The sequence below is a fragment of the Pseudomonas sp. NPDC078416 genome, from assembly GCF_050268485.1.
In the GTDB taxonomy this organism is placed as follows: Bacteria; Pseudomonadota; Gammaproteobacteria; order Pseudomonadales; family Pseudomonadaceae; genus Aquipseudomonas.
Window position 1 is genome coordinate 25,153 of the sequence record NZ_JBNNGV010000012.1, and the last position, 25,398, is coordinate 50,550.

The 25,398-nt window shown below is 60.3% G+C and carries 25 protein-coding genes and 1 pseudogene; 12 read left to right on the forward strand and 14 right to left on the reverse strand.

Going from position 1 to position 25,398, the window contains the following annotated elements:
- Positions 1-12: 12 nt before the first annotated feature.
- The 5 genes from ACQKEN_RS13165 to ACQKEN_RS13185 form a co-directional block, all read right to left on the reverse strand.
- Complete coding sequence (locus tag ACQKEN_RS13165) at positions 13-1,470, reverse strand: SLC13 family permease (RefSeq protein WP_427686019.1); 1,458 nt, start codon at positions 1,468-1,470, stop codon at positions 13-15.
- A gap of 84 nt (positions 1,471-1,554) precedes the next feature.
- A complete protein-coding gene (locus ACQKEN_RS13170) occupies positions 1,555-2,217 on the reverse strand; it encodes an aldolase (protein WP_427686021.1) in 663 nt (220 codons plus the stop codon).
- On the reverse strand, positions 2,214-3,506 hold the full coding sequence (gene otnK, locus ACQKEN_RS13175) for a 3-oxo-tetronate kinase (protein ID WP_427686023.1): 1,293 nt from the start codon (positions 3,504-3,506) through the stop codon (positions 2,214-2,216). The genes ACQKEN_RS13170 and otnK overlap by 4 nt, the downstream gene beginning before the upstream one ends.
- Positions 3,507-3,516: 10 nt before the next feature.
- Complete coding sequence (ltnD, locus tag ACQKEN_RS13180; protein WP_281248159.1) at positions 3,517-4,539, reverse strand: L-threonate dehydrogenase; 1,023 nt, start codon at positions 4,537-4,539, stop codon at positions 3,517-3,519.
- Positions 4,540-4,739: 200 nt separating this feature from the next.
- The gene (locus ACQKEN_RS13185; RefSeq protein ID WP_427686025.1) at positions 4,740-5,561 is read right to left on the reverse strand and encodes a DeoR/GlpR family DNA-binding transcription regulator; all 822 of its coding nucleotides are present in this window, start codon (positions 5,559-5,561) and stop codon (positions 4,740-4,742) included.
- A gap of 301 nt (positions 5,562-5,862) precedes the next feature.
- Here ACQKEN_RS13185 and ACQKEN_RS13190 point away from each other — a divergent pair, with 301 nt between their 5' ends.
- A complete protein-coding gene (locus ACQKEN_RS13190; protein WP_074886691.1) occupies positions 5,863-6,249 on the forward strand; it encodes an MAPEG family protein in 387 nt (128 codons plus the stop codon).
- 185 nt (positions 6,250-6,434) lie between these two features.
- Here the strand turns inward: ACQKEN_RS13190 and ACQKEN_RS13195 are convergent, their stop codons facing one another.
- Positions 6,435-6,854: a DUF1090 domain-containing protein gene (locus ACQKEN_RS13195; protein ID WP_427686028.1), complete on the reverse strand. Its 420-nt coding sequence runs from the start codon at positions 6,852-6,854 to the stop codon at positions 6,435-6,437.
- A 57-nt stretch (positions 6,855-6,911) separates the two neighbouring features.
- Positions 6,912-8,597, reverse strand: a complete 1,686-nt coding sequence (ligB, locus tag ACQKEN_RS13200; RefSeq protein WP_427686030.1) for an NAD-dependent DNA ligase LigB — start codon at positions 8,595-8,597, stop codon at positions 6,912-6,914.
- A 190-nt stretch (positions 8,598-8,787) separates the two neighbouring features.
- Between ligB and ACQKEN_RS13205 the strand changes: the two genes are divergently transcribed.
- Positions 8,788-9,408 carry a LysE family translocator gene (locus ACQKEN_RS13205; RefSeq protein WP_427686032.1) on the forward strand — a complete coding sequence of 207 codons (621 nt, stop codon included), beginning with the start codon at positions 8,788-8,790 and terminating at the stop codon, positions 9,406-9,408.
- A 97-nt stretch (positions 9,409-9,505) separates the two neighbouring features.
- Here the strand turns inward: ACQKEN_RS13205 and metK are convergent, their stop codons facing one another.
- Entirely contained in the window at positions 9,506-10,696 is a 1,191-nt protein-coding gene (metK, locus tag ACQKEN_RS13210) for a methionine adenosyltransferase (RefSeq protein ID WP_065991235.1), read from the reverse strand.
- A 17-nt stretch (positions 10,697-10,713) separates the two neighbouring features.
- Positions 10,714-11,712: an ArsR/SmtB family transcription factor gene (locus ACQKEN_RS13215; protein ID WP_427686034.1), complete on the reverse strand. Its 999-nt coding sequence runs from the start codon at positions 11,710-11,712 to the stop codon at positions 10,714-10,716.
- Between the two features lie 258 nt (positions 11,713-11,970).
- Between ACQKEN_RS13215 and tkt the strand changes: the two genes are divergently transcribed.
- The 6 genes from tkt to fba all read left to right on the forward strand — a co-directional run bounded on the left by tkt (position 11,971) and on the right by fba (position 18,273).
- Positions 11,971-13,968: a transketolase gene (gene tkt / locus ACQKEN_RS13220; protein WP_427686036.1), complete on the forward strand. Its 1,998-nt coding sequence runs from the start codon at positions 11,971-11,973 to the stop codon at positions 13,966-13,968.
- Positions 13,969-14,153: 185 nt separating this feature from the next.
- Positions 14,154-15,200 (forward strand): erythrose-4-phosphate dehydrogenase, encoded by a 1,047-nt coding sequence (gene epd, locus ACQKEN_RS13225; protein ID WP_427686038.1) that lies wholly within the window; start codon positions 14,154-14,156, stop codon positions 15,198-15,200.
- A gap of 19 nt (positions 15,201-15,219) precedes the next feature.
- Positions 15,220-16,383, forward strand: a complete 1,164-nt coding sequence (locus ACQKEN_RS13230; protein WP_133775550.1) for a phosphoglycerate kinase — start codon at positions 15,220-15,222, stop codon at positions 16,381-16,383.
- 24 nt (positions 16,384-16,407) lie between these two features.
- On the forward strand, positions 16,408-16,635 hold the full coding sequence (locus ACQKEN_RS13235; RefSeq protein ID WP_427686040.1) for a hypothetical protein: 228 nt from the start codon (positions 16,408-16,410) through the stop codon (positions 16,633-16,635).
- A gap of 128 nt (positions 16,636-16,763) precedes the next feature.
- Positions 16,764-17,087 (forward strand): MliC family protein, encoded by a 324-nt coding sequence (locus tag ACQKEN_RS13240; protein WP_065991241.1) that lies wholly within the window; start codon positions 16,764-16,766, stop codon positions 17,085-17,087.
- Between the two features lie 121 nt (positions 17,088-17,208).
- A complete protein-coding gene (gene fba / locus ACQKEN_RS13245; protein ID WP_065991242.1) occupies positions 17,209-18,273 on the forward strand; it encodes a class II fructose-bisphosphate aldolase in 1,065 nt (354 codons plus the stop codon).
- 75 nt (positions 18,274-18,348) lie between these two features.
- Here fba and ACQKEN_RS13250 read toward each other — a convergent pair whose 3' ends face one another.
- The 3 genes from ACQKEN_RS13250 to ACQKEN_RS13260 all read right to left on the reverse strand — a co-directional run bounded on the left by ACQKEN_RS13250 (position 18,349) and on the right by ACQKEN_RS13260 (position 20,964).
- On the reverse strand, positions 18,349-18,837 hold the full coding sequence (locus ACQKEN_RS13250; protein WP_427686043.1) for a thioesterase family protein: 489 nt from the start codon (positions 18,835-18,837) through the stop codon (positions 18,349-18,351).
- A gap of 137 nt (positions 18,838-18,974) precedes the next feature.
- Positions 18,975-19,940 (reverse strand): L-carnitine dehydrogenase, encoded by a 966-nt coding sequence (locus tag ACQKEN_RS13255; protein WP_427686045.1) that lies wholly within the window; start codon positions 19,938-19,940, stop codon positions 18,975-18,977.
- Positions 19,941-20,076: 136 nt separating this feature from the next.
- The gene (locus ACQKEN_RS13260) at positions 20,077-20,964 is read right to left on the reverse strand and encodes a 3-keto-5-aminohexanoate cleavage protein (protein WP_065991245.1); all 888 of its coding nucleotides are present in this window, start codon (positions 20,962-20,964) and stop codon (positions 20,077-20,079) included.
- Positions 20,965-21,212: 248 nt separating this feature from the next.
- Between ACQKEN_RS13260 and ACQKEN_RS13265 the strand changes: the two genes are divergently transcribed.
- Positions 21,213-22,169 carry a GlxA family transcriptional regulator gene (locus ACQKEN_RS13265; protein ID WP_427686047.1) on the forward strand — a complete coding sequence of 319 codons (957 nt, stop codon included), beginning with the start codon at positions 21,213-21,215 and terminating at the stop codon, positions 22,167-22,169.
- Positions 22,170-22,236: 67 nt separating this feature from the next.
- The gene (locus ACQKEN_RS13270; RefSeq protein WP_427686049.1) at positions 22,237-23,412 is read left to right on the forward strand and encodes a hypothetical protein; all 1,176 of its coding nucleotides are present in this window, start codon (positions 22,237-22,239) and stop codon (positions 23,410-23,412) included.
- Between the two features lie 9 nt (positions 23,413-23,421).
- Here ACQKEN_RS13270 and ACQKEN_RS13275 read toward each other — a convergent pair whose 3' ends face one another.
- Both ACQKEN_RS13275 and ACQKEN_RS13280 read right to left on the reverse strand, forming a co-directional pair.
- A complete protein-coding gene (locus ACQKEN_RS13275; protein ID WP_427686051.1) occupies positions 23,422-23,841 on the reverse strand; it encodes a DUF3010 family protein in 420 nt (139 codons plus the stop codon).
- Positions 23,842-23,888: 47 nt separating this feature from the next.
- A complete protein-coding gene (locus ACQKEN_RS13280) occupies positions 23,889-24,293 on the reverse strand; it encodes a lysozyme inhibitor LprI family protein (RefSeq protein WP_192135020.1) in 405 nt (134 codons plus the stop codon).
- Positions 24,294-24,622: 329 nt separating this feature from the next.
- On the opposite strand from ACQKEN_RS13280, the pseudogene ACQKEN_RS13285 reads away from it, so the two are divergent.
- Positions 24,623-24,787, forward strand: a pseudogene (locus ACQKEN_RS13285) (type VI secretion system tube protein Hcp); the annotation flags it as partial.
- Between the two features lie 228 nt (positions 24,788-25,015).
- On the forward strand, positions 25,016-25,393 hold the full coding sequence (locus ACQKEN_RS13290) for a hypothetical protein (RefSeq protein WP_427686053.1): 378 nt from the start codon (positions 25,016-25,018) through the stop codon (positions 25,391-25,393).
- Positions 25,394-25,398: the final 5 nt, after the last annotated feature.

Consider the following 25,398-nt stretch of genomic DNA (forward strand, 5'->3'; position numbering starts at 1 on the left):
CAATTGAAGCCGTTAGACGAATGGCCAGAGCAGCAGCGTCATCAAGAACCCGAGGGTGCCCAGAATGGTCACCAGAAAGGTCCAGGTGCGCAGGCCGTCTGCAACGTTGAGGCCCGCCAGTTTGGTGAACATCCAGTAACCGGCGTCGTTGATGTGCGACATCGCCAGACCGCCACCGCCCATGGCCAGGCAGAGCAGGGCCATGTGGTTGGCGCTCAGGTTCAGCGTGGCGATCAGCGGGCTGAGAATGCCGGCCGTGGTCACCAGCGCCACTGTGGTCGAGCCCTGTACGGCGCGCAACAACAGCGTCAGCAGAAAGCCCAGGGCGAGAACCGGCAGGCCGGTGTTACGCAGCGCTTCGGACACCACTGCGCCGATACCGGTATCCACCAGCACCTTGCCGAACACGCCGCCAGCACCTGCAATCAGGATCACCATCGCCACGCCGGGCAATGCCGAACCCACGACATCGGACACCTGACTGCGGCTCCAGCCACGGCGCGAACCCAGCAGCCAGGCGCACAGCAGTGTGTCGATCAGCAATGCCACCAGCGGCGCGCCAAGGACGGTCAGCACGCTGCGCAGCATTGAGTCGGCAGGCAGCATGGTGGTCGCCAGCGTGCCGAGCAGAATCAGGATGATCGGCAGCAGAATCAGCGCGATGATGATCCCTGCGCCCGGCGCCGGAGCCTTCGGCAGACGTGCCGCCAGGCTGCTGGCGTTTTCTTCCAGCCCCAGCACCTTGGAGTGTGCTGCTTCGGAAGTCGTTGAGTAATCGTTGTTCGCCCACGCCACCAGATCCTGGTTAGTGATGTGCGGACCGTAGACTTCGCTCCGAATATCATCAGTCATCGGGTAGGTCTTGCGGGTGATGCGACCGGCAATCAGGTAGCCGATCAGGCACAACACAGCAACGATCGGCAGCCCGAACATCAACACGCGACCCAGGTCCGCACCCAGTTGACCGGCCGCTGCGACGGCGCCCGGGTGTGGCGGCAGGAAGGCGTGTACCGACAGCAGCGCGGCGCACATGGGCAGCGCGAAAATCAGCAGCGGTTTACGCGCGGCACGGGCGACACCGTAGGCCAGTGGCATAAGGATGATCACGCCCACTTCGAAGAACACCGGAATCCCGACCATGAAGCCCGCGACGGTCAGGGCCAGCGGCGTGCGCCGGTTGCCGAAGCGGTTGATCAGCGTCTTGGCCAGCGCTTCCGCGCCGCCGGACAGCTCGATGATGCGGCCGATCATCGCGCCAAGGGCGATGATGATCGCGATGTGGCCGAGGGTTTTGCCCATGCCGCCTTCGATGGTCGCTACCAGATCGCCCGGTTTAACCCCGGCCACCAGCGCCACGATAATGCTGACCAGCATCAGCGCCACGAACGGTTGGAATTTGTATTTCAAGACCAGAAGCAGCAACAGCGCAATGCCGGCTCCGGCGACGATCATGAGGAATAGAGGAGTCATGTTGTGTCCCGTTGTTATTGTTTTCCGGCGAAGCCGGTCCGCCGAAAACCGGAAGGCCGGTTTTCGATCTAAACGCCGTTGGGGTTACCAGTTCACGCCAAACGTCTGGCGCAGTTCTTCCAGCGCCGCTGCGTCCAGCGGTTCAGGTTTGGGGTTGCTCATCAGCCAGAGACGAGCCGTCTCCTCCAGCTCTTCCAGCGCATACGAAGCCTTGGCGACCGAGCTTTCCCAGATCACCGGGCCCAGACGCTCGAGCATCACGCCGCGCACACTGTTCGCCAGTTTCGCCACCTGATCGGCGACGTTCGGCGAGCCGGGGCGCTCGTAGGCAATCAAGGGAATGTGCCCGACCTTCATTACCTGATACGGCGTGATGGGCGGGAGGATGTCGTCCGGTTTCCAGACGCCGGCCAGGGTCAGCGCAACCAGATGCGTCGAATGGGTGTGCACCACGCCGCCCACGCCAGGATTGCGGTCGTAGACCTGACGATGCAGGGCCAAAGTCTTCGACGGCTTGTCCCCGGAAACCCATTCGCCGGCCAGATTGACCTTGGCGATGGCCTCCGGATCGAGACGCCCCAGGCAGGCGTCGGTTGGCGTGATCAGCCAGCCGTCGTCGAGGCGGGCGCTGATATTGCCTGCGCTGCCGACGGTGTAGCCGCGCCCGAACAGCAGACGGCCGATGGCGCAGATTTCTTCACGCTGCTTGTTTTCGGCGCTCACCGAACTGCTGGTTACGTTGCTCATTGGGCACTCCCTGCCAGCTGCTTGAGGGCTTTGTCGAAAAAGTCGCGGCCACCAAAATTCCCGGACTTCAGGGCCAGAGCCAGAGGCTTCGCGCCGCTGCTGATGGTCGCTGGAACACCCGGGTCGATCTGCGCGCCGATCTTCAGCAGGCTCACGCCCAGGGCCTGAACCACCGCACCGGAAGTTTCGCCGCCGGCGACGACGAAGCGTTTCACGCCCGCGTCCAGCAGGCCGCGAGCGATCTGCCCCAGCGCGTCTTCGACCAGCGCACCGGCACGTTCGACGCCGAGCTTTTGCTGCACGGCTTTGACTTCTTCCGGGCTGCTGGTGGCGTAGATCAGTACGGTTTGCCCGGCATCGCGGGCGAACGCCAAGGCGTCTGCCACCACCGGTTTGCCTTCAGCCAATGCCAATGGATCGATGCGCAGTGCAGGCCTGTTGGCCTCAAGCCAGGCGGCAACCTGACCGTTGGTGGCGACCGATGCGCTGCCGGCCAACACCACTTCGCCGCCGTCGACGTGCTCAAGCTTCGCCGCATCGATGTCACGCAACTTGCCCGCTTTGCGGAAATTGCCCGGCAAACCCAGCGCCAGACCCGAGCCGCCCGTGAGCAGCGGCAGGTCGGCGCAGGCTTCGCCCAGCGTGTACAAATCAGCGTCAGACAGCGCGTCGGCAATCGCCATGACCACGCCTTCTCCACGCAGCGCCTGGATGCGCGCACGCACGCCATCGACGCCTTTGGCGATGCTGTCGTAACGCAGCAAGCCCACCTTTTGCGTGGTCTGCGATTGCAGCACGCGCACCAGATTGGCATCGGTCATCGGCGTCAGCGGGTGGTTTTGCATGCCGCATTCGCAGAGCAGTTGGTCCTGCACGAACAAGTGACCGCGGAAAATCGTGCGACCGTTCTCCGGAAACGCCGGGCAGGCCAGGGTGAAGTCGCTGTTCAGCGCCTTGAGCAGCGCTTCGCTGACCTGGCCGATGTTGCCTTTAGCGGTGGAATCGAACGTCGAGCAGTACTTGAAGAAGATCTGCTCACAGCCCTGATCACGCAGCCATTGCAGCGCGGCGAGGGATTCCTCAACCGCTTCTGCAGCCGGCGTGGTGCGGGATTTCAGCGCGATAACGATGGCGTCGGCGTCCAGTTCGGCCAGGCTTTCGGCGCTCGGGATGCCAATGCTTTGCACGGTGCGCATGCCGCCCCGCACCAGCATGTTGGCCAGGTCGGTGGCGCCGGTGAAGTCATCGGCGATGCAGCCCAACAGAGGGCGCGGAGTCGTAGTGCTCATCAGCGTCATCTCAGTTGTTTTCAGGCTTGGCGGTCGGCAGTTCGATGCCCGGGAAAATCTTGATCACGGCAGAGTCGTCCTCGCGGCCAAAGCCCGCGGTGGAGGCCTGCATGAACATCTGGTGGGCGGTGGACGACAGCGGCAGCGGGAATTTGCTGGCGCGGGCTGTATCCAGCACCAGGCCCAGGTCTTTGACGAAGATGTCCACGGCCGACAGCGGTGTGTAGTCCGCTTTGAGGATGTGCGGCACGCGGTTCTCGAACATCCACGAGTTGCCGGCGCTGTTGGTGATCACTTCGTACAGCGCGTCCGCGTCCACGCCTTCGCGCAGGCCCAGCGCCATGGCTTCGGCGCTGGCGGCGATGTGTACGCCGGCCAGCAGCTGATTGATGATTTTGACTTTCGAGCCCAGGCCATGAACGTCGCCCAGGCGATAGACCTTGCCCGCCATGCCGTTGAGAATCGCGTCGGCCTTGGCGTAGGAATCAGCCGGGCCGGAGGTCATCATGGTCATCTCGCCAGCGGCTGCTTTGGCGGCACCGCCGGAGATCGGCGCGTCGAGGTAAAGCAGGCCTTTTTCGGTGAGGCGCTGACCCAGTTCGATGGCGAAGGTCGGTGCGACCGTGGCGCAACCGATGATCAGGCTGCCCGGGCGCAGGGCGGCGACTGCGCCGTTGTCGCCGAACAATACGGTCTCGGTCTGCTCGGCATTGACCACGACGGTGATGATCACGTCGCAGGCCGCGGCCATAGTCGCAGGAGATTCACAGGCAACGCCGCCTTCACTGGCGAATTGCTCGGTGACGGCCGCGCGCACGTCACAGGCATGAACGTTGAAGCCGCTGCGCAGCAGGGAACGCGCAATGCCCAGGCCCATCGCACCCAGACCAATGACGCCGACATTCTTGTTATTCATGAATCTCTCCTCGGGTGAGCGCCGAAGTTCATCAGCACTCGAACGGTGTTTGTTCTGATCTGTTAAAGATAGTGAACCTGTGATCGGATAATGTGAAGTGCTTTTTTGGGTTAACAAAAATTAACATTGCCACGAGTGGGCGAAAAAAAGCCCCGTTGGGCTGCCGGGGCTTTAACAGGACTGCTTATCTGCGGTGGGGACGATTGAGTCTGTAGGAGCCGGCTTGCTGGCGAACCCGGTCGCCCCATCTAGGGTCCATCGCCTGATTCAACGCCTTCGCCAGCAAGCCGGCTCCTACGGATTGAGGGTGATGCCGGTCAGCGAGGCGTGTCCATCGACGCCAACATCAATTCAACCCCCAGCCCGCGAATGCTGTCCGCAGCGCCGTGGGCGAGGCGGTCGTCGCTGATGATGGTGTCGAACTGCTCCAGGCCGGCTACCTTGTACATGCCGAACGTGCCGTATTTTGTGCTGGTCGTCAGCAACACCGTGCGCGACGCCGACTGCATGGCTGCCTGCTTGACCTCAACCTTGAGCGCGGAGGGCGTGGTCGTGCCTCGTTGCAGGTCCCATGAGCTGGTCGACATGAACGCCACATCCGTTGCCAATTGCCGCAACGTCGCGGCGGCCAGCCCGCCAACACAGGACCGGTTCGGATGGTCGAGCAGCCCGCCGGTATGAATCACGTCCACATGGGTCGCATCGGCGAGGGCGTTGACCACGCCGAAGTCGTTGGTGACCACGGTCATGCCCGCCAGCGCGACGATGTGCGGGACGATTTCCAGTGTGCTGGTGCCGGCGTCCAGGTACACGGTCATCTCGGGGTGCAGCAGGCTGGCGGCTAGTTTCGCCATCGCCTGTTTGTGCGGCAGCTCGACCACTGCCTTGGACTGATGGCTCGGCTCGCTGTGAACCTGACTGGCGATGCGTACCCCGCCGGTCACCGAATAGGCACGGCCACTTTGCTCAAGCAGCGCGATGTCACGGCGAACGGTCATGTGCGAGCAGTCGAACATTTCCATGAGCTGATGGACGCTGAGCACCTGATGCTTGCGCAACTGACGCAGCATCAACTCCCGGCGCTGATCGGGAATCATCGGCGCTGCGCCACTGAGGGTGGCGTCTTCTTCGCTGGACATGCAGGCTCCTGGGCTACGAGATACAGCCGAGGTCGGCTGGGTGGCTGGCATCTTAGCCAATCGGGATGGCGGTGGCAGTAATGACGAGCAATCTGCGCGCGGGTTGCTGGATGTGATGGTAAGGCCTTTCCGGTTCAACTGACTGAATGCGATGTTTTTAGTGGGTTCCCGGCTAAGCCGGTCCTGCGATTGCATTCGTTGCCTGTAAGAACCTTTAAGCGGGCCGTGGCTCTTAGCCTTTAGATAGGTATTACTCGGTATGCTTCTGATGAAGCTCAAATTCTAAAAAAAGGATGTGGTTATGACCGTTGCTTTTTGGTGCGTGTTGATCGTAATTCTGTTGCCGATAGGGTGCGCCGGCATTGCCAAGTTCAGCAGCGGCAAATTCAGTGCACGGCACAATCATGATCCCCGGGACTTTCTCGACCGCCTCGAAGGTCTCCCGCGGCGCGCCCACAACGCGCAGCTCAATAGTTTTGAAGCGATTCCCGGGTTTGCCGCTGGCGTAATCATCGCCCACGTCGCCGGTGTCGCGCAGTTGGTCACGATCGACGTACTCGCCGTGCTGTTCGTGACCAGTCGCCTGCTCTACATCATCTTTTATCTGGCGGATCTCGCGGCGTTGCGTTCGCTGGCCTGGATTGTCGGGATGGGGCTGGTGATTGCGCTGTTTGGCGTTTCAGTTTGATCGCTCAACGGTCGCTCTGACACCCTGAGATCTTGCCGAGCAAAAAGACCGTGTGGGAGTGAGCTTGCTCACGAATAGGCCAGTACACGCGCCGAATTCCCGCAGATTCAACACCGCTTCGCGAGCAAGGTGGAGCGCCACCCCGGTCACTCCTACAGATTAAGGACTGATGCCCGCAGACGTCCTTACTCGTAATCCTCGTCGGGCTGCACCTTCTCCAGCTTTTCCTGTTCGTCCTGCAGTTCTTTGCGGGACTCGGCCAGCTTGTCTTTGCGCTTGTCGATTTTCTCCGGATCGCCCTTGCTCATGGCCTTGTTCAAATCTGCCTGACGACGGCTGACTTCGCGTTTGGCATCCAGAACCTTCTGTTCCTGCTGCTTGAGCACGTCGGCATCGGTGCAGTTGGCGTTCAGCTCGCTCAGGGCTTTTTGCAGACCGGCCTGTTGATTGGTATTGCCGGCGGCCTTGGCGTTTTCGATCTGAGTGGTGATGTCCTGGCGCTTGGCGGCGCATCCGGAAGGGTCTGGTGCCTGTTCAGCGGCGAATACCGGCGCGGCCAGAAACCCGCACGCGGTGAATGCAAAAAGGGATGACAGGAATTTCATGAATACTCCTTGAACACAAATAGCCGCACGCTCGACACAATCATGCGGCCCTAAAAACTAAAAACCGTTGATGCCTTGCTCCCGCAACTGCCTGCTTAACGCCTGCACCTGCGGGTCTTGAAAAAATGCATGTAACTGCTTCGCTCGTCCCGAGCCAATGCCGGGTTCTGCCTGCCATTGCTCGACGCTTCGCGAGGCCAGCGTCGCCCAGGACTCTCCCAGATCAACGCCCGTCGCCGGCGGCAAACCGATGGCCTTAAGCCAGGCAACAGACGGTTTTTCACGTGCGGTCTGGAAACTTGCCAGCAGTTTAGCGCTGCTGCGTTCGCCCAGGCCGGGAATGTTAGCAAGCTGTGCACCGTCGAGGGTCATCCAGTCCAACAAACCGCTCACTTGCCCTGCCTGAATCAACTTGTCCCACGTGCCCGGTCCTACGCCGCTGAGCGCCAATCCCTTCTTCCCGCTCAGCCATTTCAGCCGTTCGCGGAACTGGCTTTCGCAGCCCTCGACCGGCTGCCAGCAACTCAGGGAATGAAAATCCTCGGCGCGCGGCACAGCCAGCGGTGCGCGCTCAATGCTGCGCGATACCACCTCATCCAGACGCGGGATCGTCAGCCCGGCCAGGCTGATTGCCACCTGATCCCCAGGCCGAATGTCCATCTCCTGCCAGCGCTTCAGTGAACCCACGCTGATGCGGGTGATCATGCGGTCATCCAGTCGCACCGGTTCTATGTCCAGCACGGGCGTGATCTTGCCGCTGCGCCCGACGTTGAAATGAACCTTGCGCACCTCCGCCAACGCCTGCGCAAACGGGTACTTCCAGGCCGCGATCCAGTAAGGCGCTTTCGCCTGCCAGCGCTCGGCCGATGGGCGCTCGCCCTGGCGGATAACCACACCATCAGTGGCAAACGGCAGCGCCGAGCGGTACCAATGCTCTCGCCAGTTCTTCGCCTGGGTGAAGCCCTCCAATGGCTCACTGAAGCGTGCGCTGTCCTCGAAACCCATGGCCCTGAGCCCTGCCAGTCGCTCGGTCATGTCCGACGGACCTTCCGGCCAGTCCCAGAGGAACACGCCAACCTGCGCACCTTCCTCTTCGCTGATGGCGTGACGCGCCAGCAACCCGGCGACTTTGCTTCGAGCGTTCAGACTGCCGGCGTCGGCCTGAACATGATCTGTCAGCTTCCAATACAGCTCGCCTTGAAGGATCACAGTCTTTTCCCACGCGAGATGCCGAGGAATCGCCTCGATCTGATGAGCATGCCCGGTCCAGTCCTGACCGAAGACCCCGTCGCCCCGGCTGATGGCGCTCACCAGTTTGCCGTCGACATACACCAGCGTGACCGCCACGCCATCCACTTTTGGCTGAATCCACAGATCGCGTCGGTCTTTAAGCCACGCCTGAACGGCGGCCTCGCCCGGCAATTTCGTCAGGCCGGTGTGAGGGATAGGATGCGCGACAGGACCGCGCGCGGTTTTCAGCGGATTGGAAGGCGACGCCGAAGTGGCGGCGAAACAGCCGCGCAGATCAGCGAGTCGCTGAACGGATTGGTCGTAGAGCTCATCGGCGACCAGAGAAACGCCTTGGCGGTGATAACTGTCGTCCCACTGGGTGATCTGATTTTGCAGCGAAAGGATTTCGCTGCGGGCTTGGGCCGGTGGCCAGTCGGGGCAGGTGGTGGCATTGGCTGCAGTAGGAATCAGGGCGATCAAGGCGCAGGTCATCGCGCGGAAGAGGGTCAACATCGGAGCGTCCTTGCCGGGAGAGGGACCGCAAGGCTAGGTTTTCCGCAGGGGTGTTTCATCGCGCCTTGGTTACCGGGTTTGTCCCGCACCGATACAGCCAGCCCCTGATTCCCGGCCCAGCTGTACCTTGAGCCGCAGCGCAAGGAATGCAAAATGATGTTTCATCCCGGCAACTGGAAGAGACACTGCCATGGACCTGTCGACCCTCGCTGTTTTCATCCCCGCCTGTTTCGCCCTGAACATGGCGCCCGGCCCTAACAATCTGCTGTCGATCAGCAATGCGTCGCGCTACGGATTTATCAGTGCCTGTTCGGGCGGCATTGGTCGGTTGCTGGCATTCGCGATCATGATTGCGCTTGCAGCGGTTGGGCTTACAGCGGTGCTGCATACATCCGAATGGCTGTTTCATACGATCAAGATTGTGGGGGCGGCGTATCTGTTCTATCTGGCGTTACAACTGTGGCAAGCGCCATGCGAGGCGCACGATATCGAAGCCGGCGCGCAGGCCGGAGTGAAGAGGCTGGCGCGCCAGGAATTTCTGGTCGCCATCGGTAACCCCAAAGCCATTCTGCTCTTCACCGCGTTTCTGCCGCAGTTCGTTGATCGATCTGGCGTAGTGAGCACCCAATTCGCACAACTGGGCGTGATGTTTCTGGCGCTGGAGTGTATCGCCATCGCGCTCTATTGCTGGATAGGCGTGCATGCCCGTCGGCTGTTTGCCAAGCCAAGTGGCAAGCGTCTGTTCAATCGAGTGTGCGCGGGGTTGTTGGCCAGTGCGGCGTCGTTTTTGCTGGTGGCGCGCCGAAGCTGATCATTCCGTCAGTCGAATGCAAAAAGCCCCTGACGACTTCCATCGCCAGGGGCTTTTCTTTTACCGGGTGCCGCTAGGCGCAATGCACCCAGTAGGATTACAAACCGGCAGCGGCGCGCAATGCGTCGGCGCGGTCGGTTTTTTCCCAGGTGAACGTGGTGAACGTATCGTCGCCCACGGTCTTGGTTTGCGGCGTGCGGCCGAAGTGGCCGTAGGCTGCGGTTTCCTGGTACATCGGGTGCAGCAGGTCGAGCATGGTGGTGATCGCGTATGGACGCAGGTCGAAGTGCTCGCGGACCAGCTGGACGATCTTGTCGTCGCTGATCTTGCCGGTGCCGAAGGTGTTCAGCGAGATCGACGTCGGCTGTGCAACGCCGATGGCGTAGGACACCTGAATCTCGCAGCGCTCGGCCAGGCCGGCGGCGACGATGTTCTTGGCAACGTAACGGCCAGCGTACGCAGCCGAACGGTCAACCTTGGATGGATCTTTACCGGAGAACGCGCCGCCGCCGTGACGGGCCATGCCGCCGTAGCTGTCGACGATGATCTTGCGACCGGTCAGACCGCAGTCGCCCACCGGGCCGCCGATGATGAACTGGCCAGTCGGGTTGATGTGGAACTGGGTGTCTTTGTGCAGCAGTTCGGCCGGCAGCACGTGCTTGACGATCAGCTCCATCACGCCTTCGCGCAGGTCTTTGTAGGACACTTCCGGGTTGTGCTGGGTCGACAGAACAACGGCGTCGATGCCCACCACGATGCCGTTTTCATAGCGGCATGTGACCTGGGATTTCGCGTCCGGGCGCAACCACGGCAGCAGGCCGGATTTACGGGCTTCGGCCTGGCGGTGCACCAACTGGTGCGAGAACGCGATCGGCGCGGGCATCAGCTCGGCGGTTTCGTTGCTGGCGTAGCCGAACATCAGGCCCTGGTCGCCGGCGCCCTGATCTTCAGGTTTTGCGCGGTCGACACCCTGGTTGATGTCGGGGGACTGCTTGCCGATGATGTTCATCACGCTGCAGGTCGCACCGTCAAAACCGACGTTGGAGCTGGTGTAGCCGATCTCGCAGATCACGTCACGAACGATCTGCTCAAGGTCGACCCACGCGGTGGTGGTGACTTCGCCGGCCACAATGGCCACACCGGTCTTGACCAGGGTTTCCACGGCAACGCGAGCCTGCTTGTCCTGGGCAATGATGGCGTCCAGCACCGCATCGGAGATCTGGTCGGCGATTTTGTCCGGATGTCCTTCAGACACGGACTCGGAGGTGAAAAGGGAGTATTCGCTCATCTCGACGGTTTTCCTGATTAGTACCGATGGTGAGTGTTGCCAGCCGGTCGCTGAAAATGGCGGACCTGGATCTGGAAACCATTACGTAAGCCTATGTACAGGCTTTCCCCGGGGACCAGCCCCGCAGCGATGGCCCAACGGGCCAGATCTTCCTGTTCGAAGCCTAACCAGAGATCGCCACAGGCCTCCTTGGCCCAGCTCTGGTCATGGCTGCACAACTCTGTCACCAGCAGGCTACCGCCCGGTTGCAACAGGTTGGCCAATTGTTTGAGCGCTTCGGCGGGCGCGGCGAAATGGTGCAACACCATATTCAACACCACGCAGTTGCCGGAGATATTAGCGTTGGTCAGTGCATCGGCCAGTTTCAGCTCGACGTTAACCAGCGCCTTTTGCGTGCAGATCTTGCGCGCCAGATCGAGCATTTCCGGGCTGTTGTCCAAGCCCGTCACATGTCGGAAACGCCGCGCCAAGTCCGGCAGAAAACCGCCATCACCGGGCCCGACTTCTATCGCGGTGGCATCGGCGGGAAAGCTCAGTTTGTCCAGCAACGACAGCAGGCTGTCGCGGTATTGCGGCAGTCCTGCGATCAGGTCCTGCTGGGCCCGAAATTTCTCGGCAGTGCGTGCGAAGAAGTCCTGACTGGCGTTAGCCCGCTGGCGATGCACCAGCCCGATCCGGGTCTGTACGTCATCGGGCAGGCGCAGGTTGTCGGCTTCTTCAAGCATCGCCGCGTGCAGCTTGCCGCCGGTGTGTTCGGTGTGGGGCAGGGCGCGTCGGTAAAAGATCGCGTTGCCTTCACGCCGCGTCGCCACCAGATCGGCCTGGGCCAGGACCTTGAGGTGGTGGCTCATGCCGGACTGGCCAATGGCGAAAATCTGCGCCAGCTCCAGCACGCCGAAGGAATCGTTCGACAGCGCGCGCAAGACATTCAGTCGCAGCGGATCGCCGCCGGCTTTGCACAGGGCAGCCAGCTCGTCGCATTCATCGTGGCTAATGGCAGGCACGCGAAGATTCATAAGGCAGGCAGTCTAGTTATCGACCGGGACTGTCGCAAGGGCAATATCAAAAAGTTTTGATATTGGTCGATCAATGGCGACACCCCGGCGCCGTGATTCTGCCGTTTGCCGTCGGGCGTGGGCCGCGGTGTACGAAAACACGTCAGCGGCAGAGGAAAACACCGATGGTGTGTGATCTGTCATTGCCCCCGGAGGGTGCCTGAGGGAAAATGGCCGCCTTTTTCCGGTCCCACTTTTATCTGCCCCAGGAGATCAGCGATGCCAAGCCGTCGTGAGCGAGCCAATGCCATTCGTGCCCTCAGCATGGATGCCGTGCAAAAGGCCAATAGCGGCCACCCGGGTGCCCCGATGGGCATGGCGGATATCGCTGAAGTCCTTTGGCGCGATTATCTGAAGCACAACCCGGCCAATCCGATGTTTGCCGACCGCGACCGGTTCATCCTGTCCAACGGCCACGGCTCGATGCTGATCTATTCGCTGCTGCACCTGACCGGTTACGACCTGTCCATCGAAGACCTGAAAAACTTCCGTCAGCTGCACAGCCGCACGCCGGGCCACCCGGAATACGGCTACACCCCGGGCGTTGAAACCACCACCGGCCCACTGGGTCAGGGTTTTGCCAACGCCGTCGGTTTCGCGGTTGCCGAGAAAACTCTGGCGGCCCAGTTCAACCGCCCAGGCCACAACATCGTCGACCACCACACCTACGTGTTCATGGGTGATGGCTGCATGATGGAAGGCATCTCCCACGAAGTCGCTTCTCTGGCCGGTACCCTGCGCCTGAACAAGCTGGTCGCGTTCTACGACGACAACGGGATTTCCATCGACGGCGAAGTCGAAGGCTGGTTCACCGACGACACCCCTAAGCGTTTCGAATCCTACGGCTGGCTGGTCATCCGCAACGTCGACGGCCATGATGCCGACGAGATCAAAACCGCCATCGACACCGCTCACAAGAGCGACATGCCGACGCTGATCTGCTGCAAGACCACCATCGGTTTCGGTTCGCCGAACAAGCAGGGCAAGGAAGACTGCCACGGCGCTCCGCTGGGCACTGACGAAATCGCCCTGACCCGCGCTGCTTTGAAGTGGACCCACGGCCCGTTCGAAATCCCGGCCGACATCTACAGCGAATGGAATGGCAAGGAAAAAGGCCTGGCCGTCGAAGCCGAATGGGACCAGCGTTTCGCTGCCTACTCCGCTGCCTTCCCGACTGAAGCCAACGAGCTGATCCGCCGCATGAGCGGTGAACTGCCTGCTGACTTCGCCGAGAAATCCGCTGCCTACGTGGCTGAAGTCAACGCCAAGGGCGAAACCATTGCCAGCCGCAAGGCCAGTCAGAACGCCTTGAGCGCCTTCGGTCCGCTGCTGCCTGAATTCCTCGGCGGCTCCGCTGACCTGGCAGGCTCCAACCTGACCATCTGGAAAGGCTGCCGCAGCATCACCGGCGAAGACGCCACCGGCAACTACCTGCACTACGGTGTTCGTGAGTTCGGTATGGGCGCAATCATGAACGGCATCGCCCTGCACGGCGGTTTCGTGCCATACGGCGCGACCTTCCTGATCTTCATGGAATACGCCCGCAACGCCGTGCGCATGTCTTCGCTGATGAAGAAGCGCATCATCTATGTATTCACCCATGACTCCATCGGCCTGGGCGAAGACGGCCCGACGCACCAGCCGATCGAGCAGCTGACCAGCCTGCGTACCACGCCGAACCTGGACTGCTGGCGCCCGGCTGATGCCGTTGAATCTGCCATCGCCTGGAAACACGCCATCGAGCGTGATGACGGCCCGTCGGCGCTGATCTTCTCCCGTCAGAACCTGCAACATCAGGCGCGTGATGCCGAGCAGCTGGAAAACATCAACCGCGGTGGTTACGTGCTGCGCGACTGCAGTGGCGAGCCTGATCTGATCCTGATCTCTACCGGTTCCGAAGTCGGCCTGGCTGTTCAGGCCTACGACAAGCTGACCGCAGACGGCAAGAACGTCCGCGTGGTGTCCATGCCGTGCACCAGCGTTTTCGAAACTCAGAGCGCCGAGTACAAGCAGTCGGTTCTGCCGCTGGAAGTCAGCGCGCGTATCGCCATCGAAGCGGCTCACGCCGACTACTGGTACAAATACGTGGGCCTGGAAGGTCGCGTGATCGGCATGACCACCTTCGGCGAGTCGGCACCTGCCAACCTGCTGTTTGAAGAGTTCGGCTTCACGCTGGAGAACGTTCTTTCCACGGCTGAAGAGCTGCTGGAAGACTAAGCACTACTGCGTTGCCCTTGTAGGAGCGTGGCTTGTCCCGCGATCTGCCGCATGCGGCAGTAGACTCATGCGAATCGGTGTAACTGACACACTGCATTCGCGGGTCTGCTGCCGGTCCCCGGCAGATCGCGGGACGAGCCACGCTCCTACAGGTTCTCTGTACCACTCAAGATTTTGAGAACCCCATGCCTCAGCCACGCCCTTATAAAGTCGCCCTTAATGGTTACGGTCGCATCGGCCGCTGCGTGCTGCGCGCGCTGTGCGAGCGAGGGGCGAAGGCTGGCTTTGACGTAGTGGCAATCAACGACCTGGCCGACATGGCCAGTCTCGAATACCTCACGCGCTTTGACTCCACCCATGGCCGGTTTCCCGGCGATGTGCGGGTCGAAGGCGATTTTCTGCACATCAACGACCACGTCATCAAAGTGTTTCGCAGCGCGACGCCGGAAGGCATCGACTGGGGCTCGCTCGACGTGGATCTGGTGCTCGAATGCTCCGGCGTCTACAACACGCGTGCTGACGGCGAGCGCTTTCTTTCGGCCCGCGCGCCACGGGTGTTGTTTTCCCAGCCCATGGCCAGCGAAGCCGACGTGGACGCCACCATCGTCTACGGCATCAATCAGGAAACCCTGACGGGCGATGAGCGGCTGGTGTCTGCCGCGTCGTGCACCACCAATTGCAGCGTGCCGTTGCTCGACCTGCTGAATCGCGAGCTGGGCCTCGAATACGTGACCATCACCACGATTCACTCGGCGATGAACGATCAACCGGTGATCGACGCCTATCATCATGAAGACTTGCGCCGCACGCGCTCGGCCTTTCAATCGATCATCCCGGTGTCCACTGGTCTGGCGCGGGGCATCGAGCGGCTGCTTCCGGAACTTGCCGGCCGAATTCAGGCCAAAGCAGTTCGTGTGCCGACGGTGAACGTCTCGTGCCTGGACATCACGCTGCAGGTCGCTCGTGATACCGATGCTGTCGAGGTCAACCGTATCCTGCGCGAGGCCGCTACCCGCGGCCCTCTGAAGGGACTGCTGGCGTATACCGAATTGCCGCATGCCAGTTGCGATTTCAACCACGACCCGCACTCGGCCATCATTGATGCCAGCCAGACGCGGGTCTCGGGCCCTCGGCTGGTGAACATCCTGGCCTGGTTCGATAACGAGTGGGGTTTTGCCAATCGCATGCTGGATGTCGCCGATCACTACCTGCACACCATTCATAAACAATAGTAAAAACAGGGAATGCCTCATGACCGTGTTGAAGATGACCGACCTCGACCTGCAAGGTAAGCGTGTACTGATCCGCGAAGACCTCAACGTTCCGGTCAAAGACGGCGTGGTGACCAGCGATGCGCGCATTCTCGCGTCGCTGCCAACCATCAAGCTGGCGCTGGAGAAAGGCGCAGCCGTCATGGTCTGCTCGCACCTGGGTCGCCCCACCGAGGGCGAGTTTTCCGCCGAGAACAGCCTCAAGCCGGTCGCTGACTACCTCAGCAAGGCCCTCGGTCGTGAAGTACCACTGGTCGCGGAATACCTGGATGGTGTCGACGTCAAGGCGGGCGATATCGTGCTGTTCGAGAACGTGCGCTTCAACAAGGGCGAGAAAAAGAACGCTGACGAGCTGGCGCAGAAGTACGCCGCTTTGTGTGATGTGTTCGTGATGGACGCCTTCGGCACCGCCCACCGTGCGGAAGGCTCGACCCACGGCGTGGCCAAGTTCGCCAAAGTCGCTGCGGCCGGTCCGCTGCTTGCCGCTGAACTTGACGCGTTGGGCAAGGCCCTCGGCAATCCGGCCCAGCCAATGGCGGCCATCGTTGCCGGCTCCAAGGTTTCCACCAAGCTGGACGTGCTTAACAGCCTCAGCGAGAAGTGCAATCAGCTGATTGTCGGCGGTGGCATCGCCAATACCTTCCTGGCGGCGGCGGGTCACCCGGTTGGCAAATCGTTGTACGAGCCGGACCTGCTTGAGACCGCCAAAGCCATCGCCGCCAAGGTCAGCGTGCCGTTGCCGGTCGACGTGGTGGTTGCCAAGCAATTCGCCGCCGATGCCGAAGCCACCGTCAAGTTGATCGCCGATGTGGCCGAGGACGACATGATCCTCGACATCGGTCCGCAGACCGCTGCGCACTTTGCCGAACTGCTGAAATCTTCCAAGACTATTCTGTGGAACGGCCCGGTCGGCGTATTTGAGTTCGATCAGTTCGGCGAAGGCACCAAGACGCTGGCTCACGCAATCGCTGAGAGTTCTGCATTTTCCATCGCTGGCGGGGGGGACACCTTGGCCGCCATCGACAAATACGGTGTAGGCGACAAGATCTCCTACATCTCTACAGGCGGCGGTGCGTTCCTCGAGTTTGTCGAGGGCAAGGTTCTGCCTGCCGTGGAAGTTCTGGAACAACGCGCCAAGGCCTGACCGGCCAAGGTGAAGGGGAGTGAAATGGTCAAGCCATTACCGCTGTTGATCATGGCGGGCTTGCTGGTCGGCTGCGCGAGCAAGCCTGAAGCGGAAACGGCGTCGAGCGCGGCGCCGGGATTGCTTCAGCTCAGCTGCTATCAGGCGGGCTGGCAGGCGGAAACCGTTCCGATCGTTTACAAGCGTGGCGGGCCTGAAGTCTGGGAAAAATACGAATTCATGCCTGCCGTGGGACCAGTCCCCTGTCACTGATCTTCAGTTGACCACTGATTTTCAGTGGATCACTGAATGTCAGCGAAAGGTGTGCCGGAATACAGGAACAGCATTGCCCCCGCCGTGATTGACATCCGTCATGCGATGCGAGGGATTCAGGAGTAGTAATGAAAGGCTTGTTAGCCCTTGCGACACTGATGCTGCTGAGCGGTTGCGCCAGCATGAAGGCTTCGGAACCGGCAGCCCCCTGGACCCACTGGGTCTGCGACAGCAAAGCCGAGATTTTCTGGAAGTACGCCGATGCCGCGAAGAAGGAGGTGGATGTACGCCTCAATCAGAGCGAGCAGGTATTCCGTCTGCAAGCGTCGCCCGGGGCTTCCGGCGCGCTCTACAGTAACGGCGTGCTGGCGTTCGACAACAAAGGCAGCGAAGGCCTGGTCTACTGGGACGCTACCAACGATTTGATCGGTCGTGGCTGCAAGGCGCCCTAAAGGGCCGAGCAGTTCGAACGAGGCTGCACCGGGGCGATGACTGAGCAATCGACCCCTATAATTTGAATAGCCGCCAATACGGCACGCACGATTAACGACCCCACCGGGAGAGAGACAGACAATGGCACTTATCAGCATGCGCCAGATGTTGGACCACGCAGCCGAATTCGGTTACGGCGTCCCTGCATTCAACGTGAACAACCTGGAACAAATGCGCGCCATTATGGAAGCGGCCGACAAGACCGATTCTCCGGTGATCGTTCAGGCTTCGGCCGGTGCGCGCAAATACGCGGGCGCACCGTTCCTGCGCCACCTGATCCTGGCGGCAATCGAAGAATTCCCGCACATCCCGGTGGTCATGCACCAGGACCACGGCACCAGCCCGGCCATTTGCCAACGTTCCATCCAGCTGGGCTTCAGCTCGGTGATGATGGACGGTTCGCTGCGCGAAGACGGCAAAAGCCCTGCGGACTACGATTACAACGTACGCGTCACTCAGGAAACCGTCGCCATGGCTCACGCCTGCGGTGTTTCTGTTGAGGGTGAGCTGGGTGTTCTGGGCTCACTGGAAACCGGTATGGCCGGTGAAGAAGACGGCGTCGGCGCAGAAGGCATGCTGGATCACAGCCAGATGCTGACCGACCCGGAAGAAGCGGCCGATTTCGTTAAAAGAACTCAGGTCGACGCACTGGCCATCGCCATCGGCACCAGCCACGGCGCTTACAAGTTCACCAAGCCGCCTACTGGCGACATCCTGGCGATCGAGCGGATTAAAGAGATCCACAAGCGCATTCCGAACACCCACCTGGTGATGCACGGTTCTTCTTCCGTTCCGCAGGAATGGCTGAAAATCATCAACCAGTACGGCGGCGACATTAAAGAAACCTACGGCGTGCCGGTCGAAGAAATCGTTGAAGGCATCAAGCACGGCGTGCGCAAGGTCAACATCGACACCGACCTGCGTCTGGCCTCGACGGGTGCTATCCGCGAGTTCATGGCGAAAAACCCGAGCGAGTTCGATCCGCGCAAGTACCTGGCGAAAACCGTATCGGCCATGCGCGACGTGTGTATCGCTCGTTACGAAGCATTCGGCACCGCCGGCAACGCCTCCAAGATCAAGCCGATCTCCCTGGAGAAGATGTTCGAGCGTTATGCCAAAGGCGAGCTGAACGCCAAAGTGAATTGATCGTTTTCTGAACGATTTGCCGAAATGAAGAAGCCCGCAGTGATGCGGGCTTTTTTGTGGCCTTAATCCTCGTTTCTACAGGGTGTTTTGTCTGCCGGGCAGGGCGATGATCCGCCCGACATGCGCCGGAGCCGACTGGTCATGTTGGGCTTCGCTCAGCAATCGCAACGCCTGCAGCGACACTTCGCTGAACGGCGCCGATTTAGGCCCGGCCGCCAGATCCACATGCAGCAGCATCTGCTCGCTCGCTGCCAACTCGATATCCCCGTCTGCCTTGTACAGCCCGTGATAAAGCTGCACCCGCTTGCCATCGTGTCCGATGATTTGCGTACGCACTTCCACCGGCTCACCAAGCTTTACCTCGTGCAGAAAGTTGATGTGCGCTTCGAGCGTGAACAGCGAGTGGCCGCTCGCATCCCGATCGTCACCGGCAAGGCCGATGCGGTCCATGAAGGCGTCTGTGGCGAAGCTGAAAATCAGCAAATAAAAGGCGTCGCGCAGGTGGCCGTTGTAGTCAACCCAATCGGCGAGGACCGAGGTTTTGTAAGTAATGAGTGCGGGCATAGGATTCCCAAGGCTGAAATCTTTGTTAACTGAACGGCTTATTCGCGGGCAAGCGCGCTCCTACAAGTGATCCCATGCCCTTGTAGGAGTGAGCTTGCTCGCGAAGGCGTGAGTCCAGTCGATGTGATGCTGGCGTATCAATCCTCAAACGCCATTCCATGTTTTGCCTTGGTGGTTTTGACCGCTTCAAGTACCGCCAGCAGGCAGTCATCGCGATACCGCTCCAGCGCCGCAATGCTATGGGTACCCAACTGATCCGAGGTGCCATCGACCACATCGTCAATCAGCTTGTCGGTCAGCTCCGGTGCCGGTAGATAAGTCCACGGCAACTTCAGCGCCGGGCCGAACTGCGCCATGAAGTGACGCATGCCCGCATCGCCGCCGGCCAGGGTGTAGGTCAGAAAGGTGCCCATAAATGACCAGCGCAGGCCGGCGCCGAAACGGATGGCGTCATCGATTTCGCCGGTGGTCGCCACCCCGTCATTCACCAAATGCAGGGCCTCACGCCACAGCGCCTCGAGCAAGCGATCCGCAATAAAACCGGGGACTTCTTTGCGCACATGCAGAGGGCGCATGCCCAGTGATTCGTAGACCTTAATCGCTGCCTGCACCGCTTCCGGCGCGGTGTTTTTGCCGCCGACCACTTCAACCAGCGGCAGCAGATAAACCGGGTTGAACGGGTGGCCCACCACGCACCGTTCCGGGTGCGTGGCGCTTTCGTAAAACTCCGACGGCAGCAGGCCGGAAGTGCTGGAACCAATGATCGCGTCAGGCTTGGCCGCCGCGCTGATCTTGCTGTGCAGATCCAGTTTGAGGTCAAGGCGCTCCGGGGCGCTTTCCTGAATGAAGTCGGCGTCGCGAACGCACTCCTCAATGGTGTCGACGAAGCGCAGACGTTCTTGGGAAGCGCCCGCCGTCAGGCCCTTTTGCTCAAGCGCCGGCCAGGCGTTGGCGACGCGTTTGCGCAGCGCTGCTTCTGCTCCCGGCGCCGGGTCCCAGGCCACGACATCCAGGCCATGAGCCAGCGCGCGCGCCACCCAACCGCTGCCAATGACACCGCTGCCCAAAGCTGCGAAGGTTTTGATGGTGGTGATGAAGGTCATGTCGGTTACTCAAAAAGTGTCGAGGACCTTGTAGGAGTGAGCTTGCTCGCGATAGCTACTTATCTGCCCCGATGTGTGACTGACACACCGTTATCGCGAGCAAGCTCACTCCTGCACGGCAGGATGTGTGTGGGGATCAAAACCGCTTTTTCAGGCCCATCTTCACGCGGCCCTCGGCCGGGGTCAGAACCCGGGCGCCCAGGCGGCTGAGAATCTCGCTGGCGCGCTCGACCAGCGCGCCGTTGCTGGCGAGCACGCCTTTGTCGAGCCAGATGTTGTCCTCCAGACCGACCCGCACGTTGCCGCCGAGCAATACCGCCTGCGCCGCCATCGGCATTTGCATGCGGCCGATACCGAAGGCAGCCCACACCGCGTCAGCAGGCAAGTTGTCGACCATGGCTTTCATCGTGGTGGTGTCCGCCGGCGCGCCCCACGGAATTCCCATGCACAGCTGAAACAGCGGGTTGTCCAGCAAGCCTTCTTTCATCATCTGCTTGGCAAACCACAGGTGGCCGGTGTCGAAAATCTCCAGTTCGGCCTTAACTCCCAGCTCTTGGATTCGCTTCGCCCCGGCCCGCAGTTGCGCGGGCGTGGACACATAAATGGTGTCGCCGTCGCCGAAATTGAGGGTGCCGCAATCCAGCGTGCAGATTTCCGGCAGGAGTGCTTCGACGTGTGCGAGCCGGGTCAGCGGACCGACCAGATCGGTGCCGGGGCCGAAATCGGTCGGACGTTCGCCCGGGCCGATTTCCAGATCGCCGCCCATGCCCGCAGTCAGGTTGACGATGATGTCGATGTCCGCTTCACGGATGCGGTCCATGGTTTCGCGGTAAAGCTCGACGTCGCGGCTGAACTTGCCGGTCTCGGGATCGCGCACATGGCAGTGCACGACCGTCGCCCCGGCCTTGGCGGCCTCGACCGCGGCTGCGGCGATCTGCTTGGGCGTGATAGGGACCAGGTGGCTTTTCCCGGTCGTGTCGCCAGCACCGGTCAGTGCGCAGGTGATGATGACGTCGTGATTCATGGGTGAGGTTCCTTGCAGGCCGGCGGTGACGCGGACGTTTGCGGCCCGCTTTTGAGAAGCAAAGCTACGCAGCGTCGAGCCCCTCAAAACGCACAGCGGCGACACGGTCTTGCACAGCAGCGACCTGTGCTGTTGCTGCCAATCGGCAAGAGGTGTATTTGATGATCGGGCCCGGGAAGCAGTTTCGTTTCCGATCACGTCTAGCCCAAATCGCCCAAGCCGCTCAAATCCCAAGGAACGCGCCCACGATGTCCCAGGATTTCTACTTTCTGCTGATCCCCGGCTTTTCGATGATGGGCTTCGTGTCGGCGCTGGAGCCGTTGCGCGTCGCCAATCGCTTCGGCGGCGAGCTGTTCCGCTGGCACATCCTGAGCGTCGACGGTGGTCCCGTGATTGCCAGCAACGGCATGTCGGTGAACGCCGATGCGGCGCTGGAGCCGCTGAAAAAAGGTGCGACATTGTGGGTGATGGGCAGCGTCGATCCACTGAAGTTTTATACGGGGACGCTAGAGCACTGGCTGCGCCGCCTGGACCTGGAAGGCGTGGTGCTTGGGGCGATCGACACCGGTAGTTTTGTCCTGGCCCAAGCCGGTCTGTTGGAAGGTTATCGCCTGACCCTGCACTGGGAGGCGCTCGACGCCTTCAAGGAAACCTACCCCCGGCTGCAAGCGACGCAGGAATTGTTCGAGATCGACCGGCGCCGTATTACGTCGGCCGGGGGCACCGCCTCCATCGACATGATGCTCGACCTGATCGGGCAGGCCCATGGCGCGGATATGGCGATCAAGGTCTCCGAGCAGTTCGTCCTCGGGCGCATACGCCAGCGCAAGGACCATCAGCGCATGCAAATCGCCACGCGCTACGGCATCAACAACAAGAAGCTGGTTCAGGTCATCGGCGTGATGGAGCAGCACACCGAGCCGCCGCTGAGCACGCTGGAACTGGCAGAAGGGATTCAGGTGACGCGGCGCCAGTTGGAACGGCTCTTTCGTCTACACCTGAACGACACGCCGAGCAACTTCTACCTCGGCCTGCGGCTGGACAAAGCCAGGCAGCTGCTGCGTCAGAGCGACATGAGCGTGCTGGAAGTCAGCATTGCGTGCGGGTTTGAGTCGCCGTCGTATTTCACCCGCAGTTACAGGGCGAGGTTTGTGGTGTGCCCGAGGGAGGATCGAGGCCGCACGCGTGAGGTGAAGGCTGTTTGACTCCTGATTATTGTAAATTATACTCGCGACTATAAATTATAGTCCGAGCAATAATTGGGTATAAATCATGAGCAAACGCACTGGTTTTGTGTTCAAGCGCACTGGCCTCGCGTCCACCGTCGCCGAAGGTTTGACCGGCGAAGGACTGCACGATTACTCATCAGGCCTGTTCCTCGCGGCGCCACGTCGTACCGGCAAGAGCACCTTCCTGCGCGAGGATCTGGTACCGCACTGTCTGAGCCAGGGCTGGCTGCCCGTCTACGTTGATCTGTGGGCTGACCGGGAGCAGGACCCTGCAGACCTGATCAGTGCGGCGATCGCGGTTGCGTTGGTGCCGTACGAAAAGGGCATTCGCAAGCTCGCCAAATCAGCCGGCGTGGACAAACTCAATTTCCTGCGCACCCTGTCCTGGGACTTCACCACGCCGCAATTGCCAGCGGGCTCGACGTTAACGCAGGCGTTGCAGCTGTTGCACAGTGCGTCGCAGAAGATGATCGTGCTGATCATCGATGAAGCTCAGCACGCCTTGACCAGTGAAGCCGGGGTCAACGCAATGTTTGCGTTGAAGGCCGCACGGGACGAACTGAATCAAGGTCATGAGCAAGGCAACGGCGCCTTGCGGCTAGTGTTGACTGGCTCGAACCGAGACAAGCTGGCCCATCTGGTATTGAACAAAAATCAGCCTTTTTATGGATCGAGCATCACTCCGTTTCCGCTGTTGGGCAAAGACTTCACGAAGGCCTACACGGCCCATCTCAACAGCCATCTGGCCCTCACCAACCAGTTTTCCGCAGCCGATATCGACTCCGCATTCGAGCTGGTAGGGCGCCGCCCCGAAATGCTGCGTTCAATCATCGGCGATGTGGCGCTTGAGCTGGGCGACGCCGAGAATCTGGGTCAACTGCTGCATGACAGCGCCCGGTTGCTGCGAGCAGGCGTGTGGGAGGAGTTCGAAAGCGCCTACAACGCCTTGACGTTGCCTCAGCGCGCGGTGCTGGAAGTGATGGCTGACCGCGCCCTCGATAATCAGCCGTTCGCACCCTTCGCTGATGCGACATTGCTTGCAGTGAGCAAGGCACTGGAGGCGCTGGGCAGCGAAGTGGTGCCTGGCACTCAGACCATCCAGGCGGCGATCGATGCGCTCCGTGACAAAGAGCTGGTGTGGAAATCCAGTCGCGGCGCGTACGCCTTGGAAGACAAGGCGCTCGGCGAATGGCTGCTGCAACGAAGAAAGCCCAAGTGAGCGTATTGCTTACTTGGTCTTCATCAGCGCCGAGCACGCCGCCTTGTAAGCCTCGTGCTGATACTTGTTCAGCGCCGTCGGCAGTTCAAAGCTGTGCTTTTTCATCTGTGCATTGATCGTTTGAGGCGACAGCAGGATGACGACACAGTCTTCCAGCAGCTGGAAGATGGTCTCGATCTTGAACGTCGTCGGGCCGCCGGCGAACTCGCCTTTCTTGCTGCGCTTTTTGATCGCGATATGACCAATACCATTGTCACGCACGAAGGCCTCGATCTGGCGGGCGAACGCTTTGACGTTGGCGGCTTCATCGTCGTCTTCGAGTGCGATCTTCTTGGTTGGCAATGGAACGTGTTCGAGCGCGCCGGACGCGCGGGTGGCGACAGCGAAGATGGCCTCGCTGCCTTTGATTTCTACGCCGCAGATGTTCATGTGCATACCTTGAGCTCGGGAAGGGCGTCAGGGTAGCGCATTCGGGATCACTCAGACTGCGCGACGGTGTCCAGATACTCCGATCGTTCGTCGCTGGCGCGGGTCAGGCAATCGTTCTGGTCGATGTTGAATTCTTTGGTACCGGGCTTGGCCGGGAACACTTCAACAGCGCAATCCGCGTCACGCAGTTTTTTCCAGGCTTCCTGAGCCGCCTTGAGTTTGGTGGCGAATTCCTCGGCCTGGGCCTTGTTCGCCCCGAACTGCGTCTGCACACGCTCAAGCACGTTCTGAACATTCTCGGTCAGCAACTTCTCCGCCGTGTCACGGCTGTACACCGAGCACTCAAGCGTCTGCTGATCTTCTTCAACGCCGTCACAAGGATTGGCGGCCGGATTGGCTGCTGCATGAGCACCTGTCGCGAATAGAGCCAGAGCCAGAAACATGGTTTTCATTAGGGCTTTCCGAGTCAGAGATGGAATGGATTCTCGCCCAAGCGCGAGGCAAAGAACAGGTATCAAATGCGGGCATCGACCGTACGCCGTGAGCCAGCGTCGCTTGTTGACGGTTTCGACCATTTTGCAGTCGTTTTTGCTCGCGACGCTTGGACTTCTGATGCGTCAGATAGGGGGTTTTCTCGAATATTCGCGAAGTAAAAGAACCGTCCTACGGAAAAGTCTGAAATTTTCCATCAGGGTTTTTGTAGCGAGTTTCTTTGGGTAGGATCCAATCCGCGCCGTTAACCGGCACTCTCAAATAACCAAGCAACTCAGGGAGAGAACTCATGGCGCTCGACGCATTTATCCAATTCGACGGCATCCCGGGTGAGAGCCTCGACGACCAGCACAAGAACTGGATCGAAATCCTCGGCTATAACTTCGGTACCCATCAGACCGCATCGGCGACCGCAACCTCTGCGGGTGGCGCCTCGTCTGGCCGGACCACTGTATGTTGAGGGCGGGAAGCTTGCAGGAGGATTACTCGGCTCGGCAGGGGCGGGACTCCTCGCCGGCTATGCAGCCACGGCAGTCTGCGTCACTGTGCTTGGACTCACCACAGGCCCAGGAGCTTTGGCATGTACAGTGATCACGGGTGCGGCAGTGGGTTGGGGTGGAGGAAAAATAGGTGACATAGTGGGTGAGGGAACTGGAAAAACGCTATATGGGGTCATTCACGAATGAAAGGCGTCGATCCTGGAATATTTGGGCTTATTGTCCTACCGCTCCTTTTCATTAATCTTATATGCCTTGTGGCTGTAACCATCTACGCTCGCGACAAAATTGATAAGTTGCTGTCCAGATGTTCTGTGATAGTGGACAACAAGGAAACGTTAGGCGGCTTGGGAATTATGGGGGACATTATCAGAGTGGGGGTTGCAGGGGCGCTTTTAACTATTCCTAAAGTCTTTGGAAATAAAACCATTGTCGATGAAGAGCAAGTCAACACCTTCCCGGCAAGGCTGAAGGCGATGATTGTTACTCAGTGGCTAGCGCTGGCTGTACTAATGTTTGCGCTGGTTATTTTGAGTATATGGATGAAATCATATAGTCCGTAACTAGT

Excerpts from the sequence above, each read along its gene's own strand:
- ACQKEN_RS13265 (WP_427686047.1), top strand. The coding sequence starts at position 21,213 with ATGTCCCAGGATTTCTACTTTCTGCTGATCCCCGGCTTTTCGATGATG.
- ACQKEN_RS13250 (WP_427686043.1), bottom strand. The coding sequence starts at position 18,837 with ATGCCCGCACTCATTACTTACAAAACCTCGGTCCTCGCCGATTGGGTT.
- ACQKEN_RS13255 (WP_427686045.1), bottom strand. The coding sequence starts at position 19,940 with ATGACCTTCATCACCACCATCAAAACCTTCGCAGCTTTGGGCAGCGGT.
- fba (WP_065991242.1), top strand. The coding sequence starts at position 17,209 with ATGGCACTTATCAGCATGCGCCAGATGTTGGACCACGCAGCCGAATTC.
- tkt (WP_427686036.1), top strand. The coding sequence starts at position 11,971 with ATGCCAAGCCGTCGTGAGCGAGCCAATGCCATTCGTGCCCTCAGCATG.
- ACQKEN_RS13190 (WP_074886691.1), top strand. The coding sequence starts at position 5,863 with ATGACCGTTGCTTTTTGGTGCGTGTTGATCGTAATTCTGTTGCCGATA.
- metK (WP_065991235.1), bottom strand. The coding sequence starts at position 10,696 with ATGAGCGAATACTCCCTTTTCACCTCCGAGTCCGTGTCTGAAGGACAT.
- ACQKEN_RS13170 (WP_427686021.1), bottom strand. The coding sequence starts at position 2,217 with ATGAGCAACGTAACCAGCAGTTCGGTGAGCGCCGAAAACAAGCAGCGT.
- ACQKEN_RS13230 (WP_133775550.1), top strand. The coding sequence starts at position 15,220 with ATGACCGTGTTGAAGATGACCGACCTCGACCTGCAAGGTAAGCGTGTA.
- ACQKEN_RS13275 (WP_427686051.1), bottom strand. The coding sequence starts at position 23,841 with ATGAACATCTGCGGCGTAGAAATCAAAGGCAGCGAGGCCATCTTCGCT.
- ligB (WP_427686030.1), bottom strand. The coding sequence starts at position 8,597 with ATGTTGACCCTCTTCCGCGCGATGACCTGCGCCTTGATCGCCCTGATT.
- ACQKEN_RS13185 (WP_427686025.1), bottom strand. The coding sequence starts at position 5,561 with ATGTCCAGCGAAGAAGACGCCACCCTCAGTGGCGCAGCGCCGATGATT.
- ACQKEN_RS13280 (WP_192135020.1), bottom strand. The coding sequence starts at position 24,293 with ATGAAAACCATGTTTCTGGCTCTGGCTCTATTCGCGACAGGTGCTCAT.
- ACQKEN_RS13205 (WP_427686032.1), top strand. The coding sequence starts at position 8,788 with ATGGACCTGTCGACCCTCGCTGTTTTCATCCCCGCCTGTTTCGCCCTG.
- ACQKEN_RS13195 (WP_427686028.1), bottom strand. The coding sequence starts at position 6,854 with ATGAAATTCCTGTCATCCCTTTTTGCATTCACCGCGTGCGGGTTTCTG.
- ACQKEN_RS13165 (WP_427686019.1), bottom strand. The coding sequence starts at position 1,470 with ATGACTCCTCTATTCCTCATGATCGTCGCCGGAGCCGGCATTGCGCTG.
- otnK (WP_427686023.1), bottom strand. The coding sequence starts at position 3,506 with ATGAGCACTACGACTCCGCGCCCTCTGTTGGGCTGCATCGCCGATGAC.
- ACQKEN_RS13270 (WP_427686049.1), top strand. The coding sequence starts at position 22,237 with ATGAGCAAACGCACTGGTTTTGTGTTCAAGCGCACTGGCCTCGCGTCC.
- ACQKEN_RS13260 (WP_065991245.1), bottom strand. The coding sequence starts at position 20,964 with ATGAATCACGACGTCATCATCACCTGCGCACTGACCGGTGCTGGCGAC.
- ACQKEN_RS13290 (WP_427686053.1), top strand. The coding sequence starts at position 25,016 with ATGAAAGGCGTCGATCCTGGAATATTTGGGCTTATTGTCCTACCGCTC.
- ACQKEN_RS13215 (WP_427686034.1), bottom strand. The coding sequence starts at position 11,712 with ATGAATCTTCGCGTGCCTGCCATTAGCCACGATGAATGCGACGAGCTG.
- ACQKEN_RS13240 (WP_065991241.1), top strand. The coding sequence starts at position 16,764 with ATGAAAGGCTTGTTAGCCCTTGCGACACTGATGCTGCTGAGCGGTTGC.
- epd (WP_427686038.1), top strand. The coding sequence starts at position 14,154 with ATGCCTCAGCCACGCCCTTATAAAGTCGCCCTTAATGGTTACGGTCGC.
- ACQKEN_RS13235 (WP_427686040.1), top strand. The coding sequence starts at position 16,408 with ATGGTCAAGCCATTACCGCTGTTGATCATGGCGGGCTTGCTGGTCGGC.